11 protein-coding genes are annotated in these 14521 nt (G+C 54.0%); 5 read left to right on the top strand and 6 right to left on the bottom strand.

What is annotated here, in order from left to right:
* Positions 1–3: 3 nt before the first annotated feature.
* The 3 genes from ABDW36_RS06200 to ABDW36_RS06190 all read right to left on the bottom strand — a co-directional run bounded on the left by ABDW36_RS06200 (position 4) and on the right by ABDW36_RS06190 (position 4285).
* On the bottom strand, positions 4–747 hold the full coding sequence (locus tag ABDW36_RS06200; RefSeq protein WP_343701009.1) for an ABC transporter permease: 744 nt from the start codon (positions 745–747) through the stop codon (positions 4–6).
* Positions 748–773: 26 nt separating this feature from the next.
* Entirely contained in the window at positions 774–1805 is a 1032-nt protein-coding gene (locus tag ABDW36_RS06195; protein ID WP_343701008.1) for a hypothetical protein, read from the bottom strand.
* Positions 1806–1978: 173 nt separating this feature from the next.
* Complete coding sequence (locus tag ABDW36_RS06190; RefSeq protein ID WP_343701007.1) at positions 1979–4285, bottom strand: NADP-dependent malic enzyme; 2307 nt, start codon at positions 4283–4285, stop codon at positions 1979–1981.
* A gap of 115 nt (positions 4286–4400) precedes the next feature.
* Between ABDW36_RS06190 and ABDW36_RS06185 the strand changes: the two genes are divergently transcribed.
* Positions 4401–4850 (top strand): DUF4293 domain-containing protein, encoded by a 450-nt coding sequence (locus ABDW36_RS06185; RefSeq protein ID WP_343701006.1) that lies wholly within the window; start codon positions 4401–4403, stop codon positions 4848–4850.
* Between the two features lie 61 nt (positions 4851–4911).
* On the opposite strand, the gene uvrA is transcribed toward ABDW36_RS06185, so the two are convergent.
* The gene (uvrA, locus tag ABDW36_RS06180) at positions 4912–7716 is read right to left on the bottom strand and encodes an excinuclease ABC subunit UvrA (protein ID WP_343701005.1); all 2805 of its coding nucleotides are present in this window, start codon (positions 7714–7716) and stop codon (positions 4912–4914) included.
* Positions 7717–8006: 290 nt separating this feature from the next.
* On the opposite strand from uvrA, the gene ABDW36_RS06175 reads away from it, so the two are divergent.
* A complete protein-coding gene (locus ABDW36_RS06175) occupies positions 8007–8579 on the top strand; it encodes a sigma-70 family RNA polymerase sigma factor (protein WP_343701004.1) in 573 nt (190 codons plus the stop codon).
* 262 nt (positions 8580–8841) lie between these two features.
* On the opposite strand, the gene ABDW36_RS06170 is transcribed toward ABDW36_RS06175, so the two are convergent.
* The gene (locus ABDW36_RS06170) at positions 8842–9774 is read right to left on the bottom strand and encodes a DMT family transporter (RefSeq protein ID WP_343701003.1); all 933 of its coding nucleotides are present in this window, start codon (positions 9772–9774) and stop codon (positions 8842–8844) included.
* Positions 9775–9843: 69 nt separating this feature from the next.
* Entirely contained in the window at positions 9844–11043 is a 1200-nt protein-coding gene (locus ABDW36_RS06165; RefSeq protein WP_343701002.1) for an acetyl-CoA C-acyltransferase, read from the bottom strand.
* Between the two features lie 97 nt (positions 11044–11140).
* Here ABDW36_RS06165 and rlmN point away from each other — a divergent pair, with 97 nt between their 5' ends.
* From rlmN to ABDW36_RS06150, 3 genes are read left to right on the top strand one after another with little or no spacing between them, the layout of a single operon-like run.
* On the top strand, positions 11141–12181 hold the full coding sequence (gene rlmN, locus ABDW36_RS06160) for a 23S rRNA (adenine(2503)-C(2))-methyltransferase RlmN (RefSeq protein ID WP_343701001.1): 1041 nt from the start codon (positions 11141–11143) through the stop codon (positions 12179–12181).
* Between the two features lie 41 nt (positions 12182–12222).
* On the top strand, positions 12223–13629 hold the full coding sequence (locus ABDW36_RS06155; protein WP_343701000.1) for a pseudouridine synthase: 1407 nt from the start codon (positions 12223–12225) through the stop codon (positions 13627–13629).
* A complete protein-coding gene (locus ABDW36_RS06150; protein ID WP_343701702.1) occupies positions 13619–14398 on the top strand; it encodes an RluA family pseudouridine synthase in 780 nt (259 codons plus the stop codon). The genes ABDW36_RS06155 and ABDW36_RS06150 overlap by 11 nt, the downstream gene beginning before the upstream one ends.
* Positions 14399–14521: the final 123 nt, after the last annotated feature.

The following is a 14521-nucleotide window of genomic DNA, read 5'->3' as shown; positions in this document are numbered from 1 at the left end:
TTGTTAGAGCAAAATGGCCGCCAGCACGTAGTCTGCAAAAAGGATGAGCACGCAGCTCACCACTACCGCGGTGGTGCTGGCCCGTCCTATCTCCAGCGCGCCGCCGGTTACGTTGTAGCCGTAGTAGGCGGGAATGCTGGATATGATGAAAGAATACGTATAGGCCTTGCTGAGAGCAAAAAATACGTTGTACCCGTCAAAGGAAGCACGCAGGCCCTCCATGAACTGCTCGTGGGAGATGATGCCGCTCAGCTTGCCCGCTTCCAGGCCGCCGAAGATGCCGAGGAAAGCGGCAATCACCACCAGGCAGGGAATGGTCACCATGGCGGCCAGTATTTTGGGAAGAATGAGGTAAGCCTTGGTGTTGATGCCCATGATCTCCTGCGCGTCTATCTGTTCGGATATGCGCATATTGCCCAGCTCGGAAGCAATTTTGGAACCTACCACACCGCCCAGTACGATACATACCATGGTGGGGGCCAGCTCTATGATAATGGTATCACGCACTACCTGCGCTATTACAGATTTGGGGATGAAGCCGCTTACCAGCTGGTAAGCTGTTTGTACGGTGGTTACCGCACCCAGGAAAAGGGAAATGATCACCACAATGCCCAGAGAACCGATGCCGATCTCCACGCATTGATGCATAAATTCCTTCCAGTACATCCTGAAGTTCTCCGGGCGGGAGAACATCCCTTTCAGCATCATCAGGTACCTGCCGAAATGGTAAAACAATTTGAACTCCATAACCTGTCAAAGATAGTTATTTATATTTATCGCAAGCTGCTGACCAGGAGGCGTTTCAGGCTCCTTTCTATGATCTCTCCCATGGTGCGGCAGCGGGCAAAAACGGGATCATGATAATGTTGCGCCAGCTCTTCCCCCAGCTGGCTGATCTTTTCAGGGAAGGATACACGGTCTGTCATGATCACGTCCCGCAGGTCTTTGATGCGGTGCCGCTGCGCCTTGATGCGCCGGGCAATCAGGGAACGCTCTTCCTGCTGGTACTGCTTCACCACCTCCGCGTTGAGGTGCTTCATGGCCAGCTCTACGAACACCCGGTTCTCCTTGAAGAACTGCGGCATGTACAGCGTTTTTTTGCCTTCGTAGAATTGCTGGTCAAAGTCTATGGCCCTGATGCGGAACTGCACGTCATCAAAGTCAGGGGTGATGTCGAAAATGAAGTTATAGGAACGCATATCTCCCAGCAGGCGCACAAAGCAGCGCTCGTTGAACTTCACGAACTCTTTTGCGATACGCCGCGGGTTGAACTCGGGCCGGTACAGGTAGTCTTTGGCAAACTGGTCTCCCGGCACGCCGGCAATATGTTCTTCTACGAGGGTGTTGCCGTCTACCAGGAAGTTCATCCAGTAGGGAGACAGGATGTGCTCCAGCTCCAGCCCGTAGATACGGGAGGCATCGGCTATTTTGATGTAGAAATAGTCGTATACCTCATTGTAGTTGTTGACGATCTTGATCCGGAAAGGATGGGAGTTGCCGAAGGTGCAATAGTCTATGCGCTCAATATGCAGATGCTCTTCCGCTGCCTGGTCTCCCCCGGCTTTCATGATGGAGTAGATGCGTTTGAGGCCGGCGTGGAGCGCGGGCGTCATGCTCTGGGGGTAGAGCACAGATTCCCAGAGGGTGTCTTTGCCGGCCTTGTCATACAGCGGGATGCCGTAATCATAGTACTTCAGTTCCTCGTAAGAAACGGGCAGCTGCACCTCACGTTCGTAGAGCTTCAGGTATTTCCTGAAGGCCGGGTTGAGCGGGAAAAATATTTTCTTTCGGGAGATGGACTGCATGGTGGTTTCTCTGATTAGGCTAAATTAATGAAGAATCATTAAACTGCCTTGTTTATCAAAATCGTGAAATTTGAAAGTTGAACTTTCAAATTTCCTGAAACAAGACTGGGGCAGTACCGGAATCATGATGCTTTAAAAAAAAAGGCGGCGCCTCCACAGCGCCGCCCTTTCGCTTATTTCTTCTTTCCGTTCTTCGTTTCCACCTCGCGGCAGCATTTGGTCTGCGCATCTACCACGGCAATGAGCACCACGTTCACGATCTGCCTTACGGTAGAGCCCAGCTGGAGGATGTGTACCGGTTTTTTCATGCCCAGCAGAATGGGGCCTATGGAGTCAAAACCCGCCACTTCCTGCAGCAGGTTGTAAGCCACGTTGCCTGCGGCCAGGTTAGGGAAGATGAGGGTGTTCACATCTTCATCTATCAGTTCGGAGAAGGGATAGTTGTCTTTCAGTATCTCTTTGTTAAAGGCCATGGCCGCCTGAATTTCCCCGTCTACTATGAGCGTGGGGTCCATATGTTTTACAATTTCACGGGCGCGGCTCACCATCTGCGCTTCCGGCGTCTGGCTGGAGCCGAAGTTGGAATAAGATACCATGGCAATGCGCGGCGTGATGTTGAACTGGCGTACTTCCTTGGCTACCAGCATCGTGATGTCTGCCAGCTCTTCCGCCGTGGGGTTGAAGTTCACGGTAGTGTCTGCCAGGAAGAGGGGGCCGCGTTTGGTGTTGATAATGTACATGCCGGCCACGCGTTTGGCGCCTTCCTCCATGCCTATCACCTGCAACGCGGGGCGGATGGTGTCAGGGTATTTGCGGGTGAGGCCGGAAATAAGGGCGTCTGCTTCGCCGGTTTCTACCATCATGCAGCCAAAATAGTTGCGCTCGCGCATGATCTTTTTGGCTTCGTACAGGTTGAAGCCTTTGCGCTGGCGTTTGCGGAAAAACAGTTCTCCGAAGCGGTGGCGGGTAGGAGACATTTCATCGCTCTTCGGGTCTATGATCTGCACATTGTCTATCTCGATGCCGTTTTCCGCCATCAGGCCACGGATGCGTTTTTCATTACCCAGCAGAATGGGGATGGCAATGCCTTCTTCTTCCACCACCTGCGCGGCCTTCAGTATCTTCAGGTTGTCTGCTTCCGCAAACACTACGCGGCGCGGGTCTTTACGGGCTTTGGAACCTATTGCGCGGAACAGCTGGTTGTCAAGGCCCAGGCGGTTGTTCAGCACTTCGCGGTAGGCGTCCCAATCTGTAATGGGGGCCTGCGCTACGCCGCTCTCTATGGCCGCTTTGGCCACTGCGGGCGCCACGGTGCTGAGCAGGCGCGGGTCCAGCGGTTTGGGTATAATATAGTTCGGGCCAAATACGAGGTTGCGTTCGTTATAGGCCAGGTTCACAATATCCGGTACGGGAGATTTGGCCAGGTCTGCCAGGGCATGTACGGCCGCCAGCTTCATGGCCTCATTGATCTGCGTGGCGCGCACGTCAAGCGCGCCGCGGAAGATGTAAGGGAAACCCAGTACGTTGTTGACCTGGTTGGGATAGTCTGAGCGGCCCGTGGCCATGATCACGTCTTTCCGGGCCCCAACGGCCGTATCCCAGGGTATTTCAGGGTCAGGGTTGGCCATGGCGAACACCACGGGGTTCTTGGCCATGCTTTTTACCATCTCCGCCGTTACCACGTTGCCTACGGAAAGGCCCACAAAAACGTCTGCTCCTTTAATGGCTTCCGCCAGGGTGGTCACTTTGGAAGAAGTGGCAAACTGCAGCTTCATCTCGTCCAGGTCTGTCCGCTGTTTGTTAAGCACCCCGTCCTTATCAAACATAATGAAGTTCTCGGGCTTTGCGCCCAGCGACGCATAGAGCCTCACACAGGCCATGGCCGCGGCGCCGGCGCCGTTCACCACAAACTTCACCTTGTCTATTTTCTTTTTTACGAGGTACAGGGCATTAAGCAGGGCCGCGCTGGAAATAATGGCGGTACCATGCTGGTCATCATGCATGATGGGGATCTTCAGCTCTTTGCGGAGGCGTTCTTCAATGGCAAAACATTCCGGGCTCTTGATATCTTCCAGGTTGATGCCGCCGAAGGTGGGCTCCATGGCTTTCACTACCTGTACAAACTCATCTACGTTCCTGGTATTCAGCTCAATATCAAACACGTCTATATCCGCAAATATCTTGAACAGTACGCCTTTCCCTTCCATTACAGGCTTGCCTGCCTCGGGGCCAATGTCTCCCAGGCCCAGCACAGCCGTGCCATTGCTGATCACCGCCACCAGGTTGCCTTTGGCGGTATACTTGTAAACGTTCTCTACATCACGGGCTATTTCCTTGCAGGGTTCCGCCACACCGGGAGAGTAGGCCAGTGAAAGGTCCCATTGGGTTTTGGTGTCTTTGGTAGGCACCACCTCTATTTTACCCGGCCTGCCTTTGGCGTGATAGTCCAGCGCATCCTGTTTATTGAGTTTCTTGGCCATATAAGATTGTTATTGGGCGTGCAATATACGAAGTAAAGGAGGAACGGGGCCTAATACGTTCGTGCAGGTTCGCAATAATTATTTACTTTTACGACGTTAAACATTTACAAATATCATGATACAACGTATACAAAGCCTCTTTTTATTGCTCGCCGCCATTGCGGGAGGCGCCATGGGCAGCTTTAACCTCTGGAAAGCAAAGCTGACCAAAGGGAATGTGGCTGTTGAAGACTATTTCAACGCTACCTCCAGCTATCTGATATTCATTGTACTAATGGTAAGCACCATACTGGCCTTTGTCTGCATTTTCCTCTACAAGAAACGCAAGCTCCAGTTCCGTTTAACGGTGCTGAACATACTGCTGGCCGTTGCCGTGCTGGCGCTCATTTATTTCAAGGTGCAGGACAAGGCCAATGCACTGCAGAACGAAGGGGCCACCATTATTTCCGCCACCTACTTGCTGCCCGCTTTCCTGCCCATCGTGATGATAGTATGTTTGTTCCTGGCGGCGCGGGGTATTTATAAAGACGAGAAGCTCATCAAGTCGCTTGACCGGTTGCGGTAAGCGTGATGTGAACGCATAAAAAAAGAGGATGTTCGGTTAAGTGAACATCCTCTTTTCTTTTTTATAAAAATTTCCCCGTATAACTTTCTTTCACCTTCTTCAACCCTTCCGGCGCGCCCGCGTACAGCAGGCTTCCGCCGCCCTCGCCGCCCTCCGGCCCCAGGTCTATGGCCCAGTCTGCTGAGCGGATCACGTCAAGGTTATGCTCTATTACCAGCACGCTGTGGCCCTGGTCTATCAGCGCATTGAAAGAGTTGAGCAGTTTTTTGATATCATGGAAATGCAGGCCGGTGGTGGGCTCGTCAAAAATGAAAAGGATGTGGCCCTGCGCCTTGCCCTTGCCCAGGAAGGAAGCCAGCTTCACACGCTGGGCTTCGCCGCCGCTCAGGGTGTCTGACGACTGGCCCAGCTTCACATAACCCAGCCCCACGTCACTCAGCGGGCGTATCTTGTTCACTACTTCCTTCTCGTCCTTGAAAAATTCAATGGCTTCATCAACGCCCATCTCCAGTATCTCGTAAATGTTCTTTCCCTTGAAGGTCACTTCCAGCACCTCATCCTTGAAGCGTTTGCCGCCGCAGGTCTCGCAGGTAAGATGTACGTCTGCAAGGAACTGCATTTCCACTACCACTTCGCCCTCTCCCTTGCAGGTATCGCAACGGCCGCCGTCTACGTTGAATGAAAAATGTTTGGGCTGGAAGCCGCGCATTTTGCTGAGGGGCTGTTTGGAGAAGAGATCGCGGATCTCGTCATACGCCTTGATGTAGGTAACCGGGTTGGAGCGGGAAGATTTGCCGATGGGGTTCTGGTCAATCATCTCTATCTGCGTCACATAATCCAGGTCTCCCCGCATCAGGCGGTGATGGCCCACCCTGTCTGTAAACTCCCCTTTCAGCTTCATCAGCGCGGGGTATAATATCTGTTTGATGAGCGTGGTTTTACCGGAGCCGCTTACGCCGCTTACCACGGTGAGGATGCCCAGGGGGAACTCCACGTCTATGTTCTTCAGGTTGTTTTGCCGGCAGCCTTCCAGCACAATGGAGCGTTTCCATTTGCGGAGGTGGGCAGGCGGCTCAATGCGCATGTGGCCGCTGAGGTATTTGCCGGTGAGGCTTTTCCCGTCTTTCAGAATTTCAGGATAAGAGCCGGAAAAGATCACCTCTCCGCCCAGGTGGCTGGCCAGGGGGCCCATGTCAATAATGTGGTCTGCCTGCTCCATCATCTGCTCGTCATGCTCTACTACCACCACGGTATTGCCCAGGTCCCGCAGCTCGTGCAGCACGCGTATGAGGCGGTGGGTATCACGCGCGTGCAGGCCAATGCTGGGCTCGTCAAGAATGTAGAGCGAGTTGGTGAGGTTGCTGCCCAGGGTGCGGGTGAGCTGTATACGCTGGCTTTCGCCGCCGCTGAGGGTATTGGCCACGCGGTTGAGGGTGATATAGCTCAAACCTACGTCAAGTAAGGTTTTTATACGGTGATTGATCTCTATCATGATCCTTTTCGATACCTGCTGCTGGTATTCATTCAGCTGCAGGTTATCGAACCAGGTTTTAAGTTTTTCCACCGGCATGTCTACCAGGTCTGCAATGCCGGCGCCGCCTACCTTCACGTACAGCGCCTCTTTGCGGAGCCGGGCGCCGTTGCAGGTGGGGCAGGTGGTGCGGCCGCGGTAGCGGGCCTGCATTACGCGGTATTGCACTTTGTAGAGGTTCTGCTCTACCATTTTGAAGAACTCGTTGAGGCCGTAGAAGTGCTCGTTACCCGTCCACAGCAGCTTCAGCTGCTCGTCTGTAAGGTCTGCCACGGGTTTGTGTACCGGGAAGTTGAACTTGCGGGCGCTTTTGATGAGCGCTTCCTTGTATTCTCCCATTTTTTCCCCCCGCCAGGGCGCAATGGCGCCTTCAAAGACGCTGAGGCGGCGGTCTGGTATCACCAGGTCCGCATCTATGCCCAGCACCTGGCCAAAACCTTCGCAGGTGGGGCAGGCGCCGTAGGGATTGTTGAAAGAGAAGAGATTGGGCACCGGCTCTTCAAACTGGATGCCGTCCAGCTCAAACCGGTTGGAGAAATGCCTTGATATATCGCCGTCTACCTCCAGGAAGCAGTCTCCCTCGCTTTCATAAAAGGCGGTTTGCACGGAATCAGCAATACGGTGTTTGTCATCTTCCTCAAAGTCCTTCACCACAATACGGTCTACCAGCACGTAGGCCCCGGCGGGTATTTTGGGGCTTTTTTCTTCCAGCAGCTCTTCAATGCGCACCAGGGCGCCCTTTACATACAGGCGTGAAAAGCCTTTCTGCATGAGGATGCCCAGTTCTTCCCCGCTTTTGCGGTTGGCATGCTGGCGGAAGGGTACCAGTATCTGCACCTTGCTGCCTTTGGGCAGGTTGGCAATGGCGTCTACCACATCGCTCACCTCATGTTTTTTGACCAGCTGGCCGGAAACGGGGGAAAAGGTCTGGCCGGCACGGGCAAACAGCAGGCGGAGATAGTCGTACAGCTCCGTCATAGACCCCACGGTAGAGCGGGGGGTACGGGTCACCACTTTCTGCTCGATGGCAATGGCCGGGCAAATGCCCTTGATGTAGTCTACATCCGGCTTGTTCATCCGCATGAGGAACTGGCGGGCGTAGGCGCTGAGGCTTTCCGCGTAGCGGCGCTGGCCTTCGGCGTAGAGGGTGTCCATGGTAAGACTGCTCTTCCCGGAGCCGCTTACCCCGGTTACCACCACTAATTTATTTCTGGGTATGGAAACGCTGACGTTCTTGAGATTATGCACCCGGGCCCCTTTGATAAAAATATGGTCCGGAGAGCTAACTGGTTCAGGTTCAACGGTTACTTTCCTGGTTTTTTCTTTTGCGCACATAGAAACACAAATTTAAGGGTTTGGGCGCTTTTTGAAGGGGTATAAGTTTCCCCAAATCCCGGAATACGGGCGGGCTGTGTCTCTTTCCGGCAAATTTCCGGCGGGGTGTTGTTTTATTGAAGTATTCCTTTATATTTGCAATAACCGCCATCTTATACCTGGAACCGCGGTTAGCATTCTGAACTTAAAAATTGTACATTATAAGTAAAACTTTACGCTATCACACAACCTACTGACTGTTGAAGTCCGTACTATTTAATAAACGCTATTGGTAGTCGTATATGCAAGTAATGTACAAACTGAATGATGAACAACTGATCACGCTGTTCAAGAAAGGGCAATCTTCTGCCCTGGAGGAGCTGGTTTACCGCCACAAGGATAAACTTTATACTTCCATCGTATTGCTCGTTAAAGACGCCTTTCTCGCCGAAGATATCTTCCAGGATACATTCATCAAGATTATTGATACGATCCGCGCGGAGCGGTATACCGAGAAGGGAAAGTTCCTGCCCTGGGCCATGCGCATAGCACATAACCTTTGTGTAGACCATTTCCGCAAGATCAAACGTACGCCGGTGATCAAAACCAGCGACGATAAAGATATTTTCAATGTGCTGGGTTTCAGCGAGCCGAGCGCGGAAGAAAAAATGATGACCCGGCAAAGCCACAACAGCGTGCGCAAAATGCTGGACCTGCTGCCTGAAGAGCAGCGGGAGGTGATCATTCTCCGCCATTATGCTGAACTGAGCTTCAAAGAAATTGCCGACCTCACAAATGTGAGCATCAATACTGCATTGGGCCGTATGCGCTACGGCCTGATCAATCTCCGGAAGATGATGACGGAGAAGCAGATTTGTTTGTGAGTACCCTTTTTTGCTTGCCATGAACGGGCGGTGGGATGTAATGTCTACCGCTCGTTTTTTTTATGCCTTTCAGCTTTTCCCGCTGAAAACCCCTGCTTTCCTCCCTTTTTCACCGTTCCGAACGAAGCTACAACGAAGCTTCCCCCCGAGAAGAACGAACAAGCACCCAAAGTTTGATTGTTCGTTGTAGGTTCGTTGTAGCTTCGTTGTAGCTTCGTTCGGGTCGGCCGTAAGCCGCGCCCATGGCGGCCCTGTTTCCTGCTTACCGCTCCTGCAGCGGCTTTGGGGCCTGTTCCTTCCCTTTCTTCCCTATCAGCAGAATGCCCGCCAGTACCAGCGCCGTACCCAGCAGCTGCGGCCAGGTAATGGGCTCCCCCAGGAAAATATAAGCCTGTACAATGGTGGCCACCGGCCCTACGCTGGTAATGATGGCCGTATTGCCGGAGCCTATTTTGCGGATGCCCTCACTGGTCAGGAAGGTGGGGATAACGGTAGAAACGATGGCCATCTGGAAACACAGCCAGTAGGTGTGGCCGGAGAACTGCTGCGGCTGTACCCCGTGTTTGACAAGGTATTGGGTGAACACCCCGATGGAGGAGAACCCCAGGGCGTAGGCGGTAAATTTCATGGAGCCCACTTTGGGGATCACTTCCCCGCCGCCCACAATGTAAAAGGCGTAAGTAACCGCACAGCCCAGCACCAGCAGGCTGCCGGTAAGCACGGTAGCATCCCACCGCTCCTGCACATCTCCCATAAAAGCGATCACCATGCCCACATAGGCTATCAGCAGGGCCAGCCACTGGGTGCGGGATATCTTCTTTTTGAAGGCCAGGGCGCCAATGAGCAGGGCAAATGTAGGGTACAGGAAGAGGATGAGGCGCTCCAGCCCGGCGGAAATGTAGGCCAGGCCCATAAAATCCAGCAGGCTGCTCATGTAATAGCCCAGCAGGCCCAGTATGGCAATGGCGCCCCACTGGCGGGGCGTGAGCTTTACATTGTCTGGCCGGCGCGCCAGCAGCCAGGCGGTGACCAGGTAAAATGGGAGGGAAAACAGCATTCTCAGCGCCAGCATGGAAATGGCATCAATAGCAGGCTCCGACCGGTATACTAATTTTACGTAAATAGCCTTGGCGGAAAACATCATGGCCCCAACCAGGGCCATGGTAAACCCAAGGGCAAAGCTGGATCTTTTCATGGCACGATGGCGCAAAGATCGGGCATCCGGCGGCAATTTTCCGCAACGGAATGACGAATGCGGGTTGCCCTACGTCTTTTCAAACACCATGGCCGCTCCCTGCCCTACTCCCACGCACATGGTGGCCAGCCCGTAGCGGGCGCCCGCCCGGCGTTTCATTTCATGCATCAGGGTAGTGGTAATGCGGGCGCCGCTGCAGCCCAGCGGGTGGCCAATGGCAATAGAGCCGCCGTTGCAATTCACTTTCCGCGGGTCAAGGCCCAGCTCGCGGATGCAGGCCAGGGATTGGGAGGCAAAAGCTTCGTTCAGCTCAATTACGTCCAGGTCTGCCGCCCGGAGGCCGGCCCGTTTCAGGGCCTTGGCGGTGGAAGGCACGGGGCCCATGCCCATGATGGCAGGGTCTACCCCGGCTATGGCCATGGAGCAAATGCGGGCTATGGGCTGCAGGTTGAACCGTTTGAGCGCGCTTTCTGATACTACCAGCACGGCGGAGGCCCCGTCGTTAATACCGGAGGAGTTGCCGGCCGTTACGGTGCCGTTTTTGGCGAAGGCCGGCTTGAGGCCGGCCAGCTTTTCCAGGCTGGTTTCCCGCGGGTGCTCGTCTTTCGAGAACACTACCTGCTCTTCTTTATTGGGCGTAATTTCTACGGGTATGATCTCCTCTTTCCAGGTACCGGCCTCCAGCGCCAGTTTGTATTTGCGCTGGCTGTCAAAGGCAAACCGGTCCTGGTCTTCCCGGCTGATCTTCCACTCCCTGGCCACGTTTTCCGCCGTTTCGCCCATGGAGAAGGGGTAATACAGGGCGGCCAGCTTTTCATTGGTGAAGCGCCAGCCTATGGTGGAGTCGTAAATTTCGGTTTTGCGGCTGAAGGCCCCTTCCGCCTTGGGCATCACGAGGGGCGCGCGGGTCATGCTTTCCACGCCGCCGGCCATGTATACGTCTCCCTCCCCGCACATCACGGCGCGGGCGGCGTCCATAATGGCCTGCAGGCCGGAGGCGCAGAGGCGGTTTACGGTGTTGCCCCCCACAGAAACGGGCAGTCCGGCCAGCAGTACGGCCATGCGGGCCACGTCACGGTTGTCTTCCCCGGCCTGGTTGGTGGCCCCCGCAATCACGTCCTCAATGGCGGCGGGGTCAAGGGAGGGACTGCGTTTTAACAGCGAGCGGAGCATGAGGGCCAGCAGGTCATCCGGCCTTACTGTTCTTAAAGCGCCGCCGTAGCGGCCTATGGGGCTCCTGACGGCATCTGTGATGTAAGCTGCTTGCATGTGGGTATTTTGTTAAAGTTGCGAATTTATTGCAAGTATTCGGCATTACCCGCGGCCCCGCAATTCCAAATCCGAAATATGGACGTACCTTTGCGGGATGATGAAGAAGCAGAACATACGGCATTTGAGCCTCCCGGAAATACAGGACGTATTTGCGGAAATGGGCGAAAAGCCGTTCCGGGCCAAACAGGTGTACGAATGGCTGTGGGCAAAGCAGGCCCCGGAGTTTGAGGCCATGACCAACCTGAGCAAGCCCCTGAGGGCCGCCCTGGAAGAGCGGTTCTCCCTGCCCTCCATTAAAGTGGATGCCACCCAGCACAGTGCTGACGGTACCATTAAAAGCCGCTTCCGGCTGCACGACGGCCACCTGGTGGAAGGGGTGCTGATCCCTACCGCCACCCGGCAAACGGCCTGCGTTTCCTCCCAGGTGGGCTGCAGCCTGAGCTGCAAGTTCTGCGCCACCGGGTATATGGAACGCAAGCGCAACCTGGATTTTGACGAGATATTTGACGAAGTGGCCCTCATCAACAAACAGGCGCTGGAGCAATCCGGGAAAAAACTGACCAACATCGTATACATGGGCATGGGCGAGCCCCTGCTGAACTATAAGAACGTGCTCAGGTCCATAGAGCGCATCACCTCCCCGGAAGGCCTGGGCATGAGCCCCAAACGCATTACCGTATCTACCGCGGGGGTAGCCAAAATGATCAAACAACTGGGAGACGACGAGGTGCGCTTCAACCTGGCGCTGAGCCTTCATGCGGCCAATGACAGGAAACGGAGCGAAATTATGCCCATCAATGAAACCAATAACCTGAAGGTGCTGGTGGAAGCCCTGAACTATTTTTACAAGGCTACGCAGAATGAAATATCTTTCGAATACATCCTTTTCAAGGATTTTAATGACACGGTGCAGGATGCAGACGAGCTGATCAAAATATACCGGCAGGTACCGGTAGACCTGGTGAATATCATCGAGTACAATCCCATTGACAACGCGCGGTTCCAGAAACCCTCACCGGAGGCGGCAGACGAGTTTATGGCGTACCTCGGCAAACACAAGGTGAACGCGCGTTTACGCCGCAGCCGTGGGAAAGATATAGACGCCGCCTGCGGGCAGCTGGCCAACAAAGCATAAAAGATATTACTGCAGGAATGCAGCAACTTTAAACATACAGCATGAAAAAAAGCAAGCCCGCCAAAAAAGGGTTTACACCTTTCAAAGAAAATAAATCCAGCAACAAACCGGCATTTGAACGTGGCCCGAAACGCGGTTTCGGGGATGGGAACGATAGGCCTAAAAGGGCTTTTGGTGACGGAGAAGACCGTCCTAAAAAGCGCTTTGCGAAAGATAATGACGACAGGCCGAAAAGGACTTTCAGTGACAGAGAAGACCGCCCCAAAAAGCGCTTTGGCGGTGATGACGACAGGCCAAAGAAACGTTTCGGAAGTGATGACGACCGGCCCAAAAGAACTTTCGGTGACGGAGAAGACAGGCCCAAAAAGCGCTTTGCGAAAGATAATGACGACAGGCCCAAAAGAACTTTCAGTGACAGAGAAGACCGCCCTAAAAAGCGCTTTGGCGGTGATGATGACAGGCCAAAGAAACGTTTCGGAAGTGATGACGACCGGCCCAAAAGAACTTTCGGTGACGGAGAAGACCGCCCCAAAAAGCGCTTCACAAAAGATGACGACGACAGACCGAAAAGAACTTTCGGAAACAAAGAAGACCGCCCTAAAAAGTCCTTTTCAAAGAGCGATGCCCGTCCCCGCAAAAGCGAACGCAAGGCCGCCGTTCACGGCACCAAATCCAACAAACCGAAAAGCACACGCAAACGCATAGCCATCGAAACCCCTGCGGAAGCAGACACCGCCGAAATGCCGCTGAACAAGTTCATTGCCCACTGCGGCATCTGCAGCCGGCGCAAAGCGGTAGACTATATCAAGGAAGGCAGGGTAACCGTCAACGGTGAAAAAATAACAGAACCTGCGTTCAAGGTAACCGGCAAAGACGCCGTGAAGCTGGATGATAAACGCATCCACCTCCAAAAGAACCTGGTGTACGTACTGCTCAACAAACCGAAAGGCTACATCACCACCACAGATGACCCCGAGGGCCGCCAGACCGTAATGGAGCTGGTGGAAGAAGCCGCGGAAGAAAGGCTCTACCCCGTTGGCCGCCTTGACCGGAACACCTCCGGCCTGCTGCTGCTCACCAACGACGGAGAGCTGGCCCAGAAGCTGGCCCATCCCAAACACAACATCAAAAAAATATACCACGTAGAGCTTGACAAGCCGCTCACCAAAGCGGACTTCGAAAAGATACTGGGCGGGCTTACCCTGGAAGACGGGCCGGCCTTTGTAGATGCGCTGGGGTACGTGGACAATAAAGACAAAAAACAGATCGGCATCGAGATCCACAGCGGTAAAAACCGCATTGTACGCCGCATCTTCGAACACCTGCAATATTCCGTGGAGAAGCTGGACAGGGTGATGTACGCCGGTCTTACCAAAAAGAACCTGAACCGTGGCAAATGGCGCTTCCTTACCGACAAGGAAGTGATCCTGCTCAAACATTTCAAATAATTCCCTTCCGGACCGTATCAATGGTACGGCCCGTTTTCAGCATATGCGCATAGAACAGCTCATCATATTCGAGAACGATGATTTTGTAGCGGTTAACAAACCTTCCGGTTTGCTGACCATTCCCGACCGGCACGACACTACGCTGGATGCCCTCTCTACCCGGCTCAAAAAACATTACGGCGAAATATTCACCGTACACCGGCTGGACAGGGATACCAGCGGCATGGTGGTCTTCGCCAAACACGAAACCGCCCATAAGTACCTCTCCCAGTTATTTGAATCGCGGGACGTGGAGAAGTATTACCTCGGCATTGTGAACGGGGAACTGCCGACGCCTGCCGGCAGCATCAACGCCCCTATTATGGAGCACCCGGTCCAGCGCGGCAAAATGGTGACCAACGCCAAGGGCCGCCCTTCTCTTACAGACTATGAAGTGGTGGAATCATTCGGCATCTTCAGCCTCGTAAAGCTCCGCATCCACACCGGCCGCACCCACCAGATACGGGTGCACATGAAACACCTGGGCCACCCCATTGCTGTTGACGAGCTGTACGGCAGCAAGGAGCCGGTGAAGCTGTCTGCCATCAAAAAGAAATTCAAGCTGGGCAAATTCACCGAAGAGGAAACGCCCCTGCTGGCCCGGCTGGCCCTGCATGCCTGGCAACTGAGCTTTACAGGTATGGATGACACCCGCTACGTGCTGGAAGCCCCCCTGCCCAAAGACATGACGGCTGTTCTGCAACAATTGCGGAAACACAAGAAAGCATAAACGAAAGAGGCCCCCAGGCCTCTTTTTATTTACCCGGAAGGGCAACTAATGATGCGCTTTTACCGTTTATATCAGACAGGCGGCAAAAAAGCCCGTTCGCCGTGAAATTTATGTTACTGGCCG

The sequence above is a fragment of the Chitinophaga sp. genome, from assembly GCF_039596455.1.
Classification (GTDB): Bacteria; Bacteroidota; Bacteroidia; order Chitinophagales; family Chitinophagaceae; genus Chitinophaga.
This window is presented reverse-complemented; position numbering and strand designations above follow the sequence as displayed.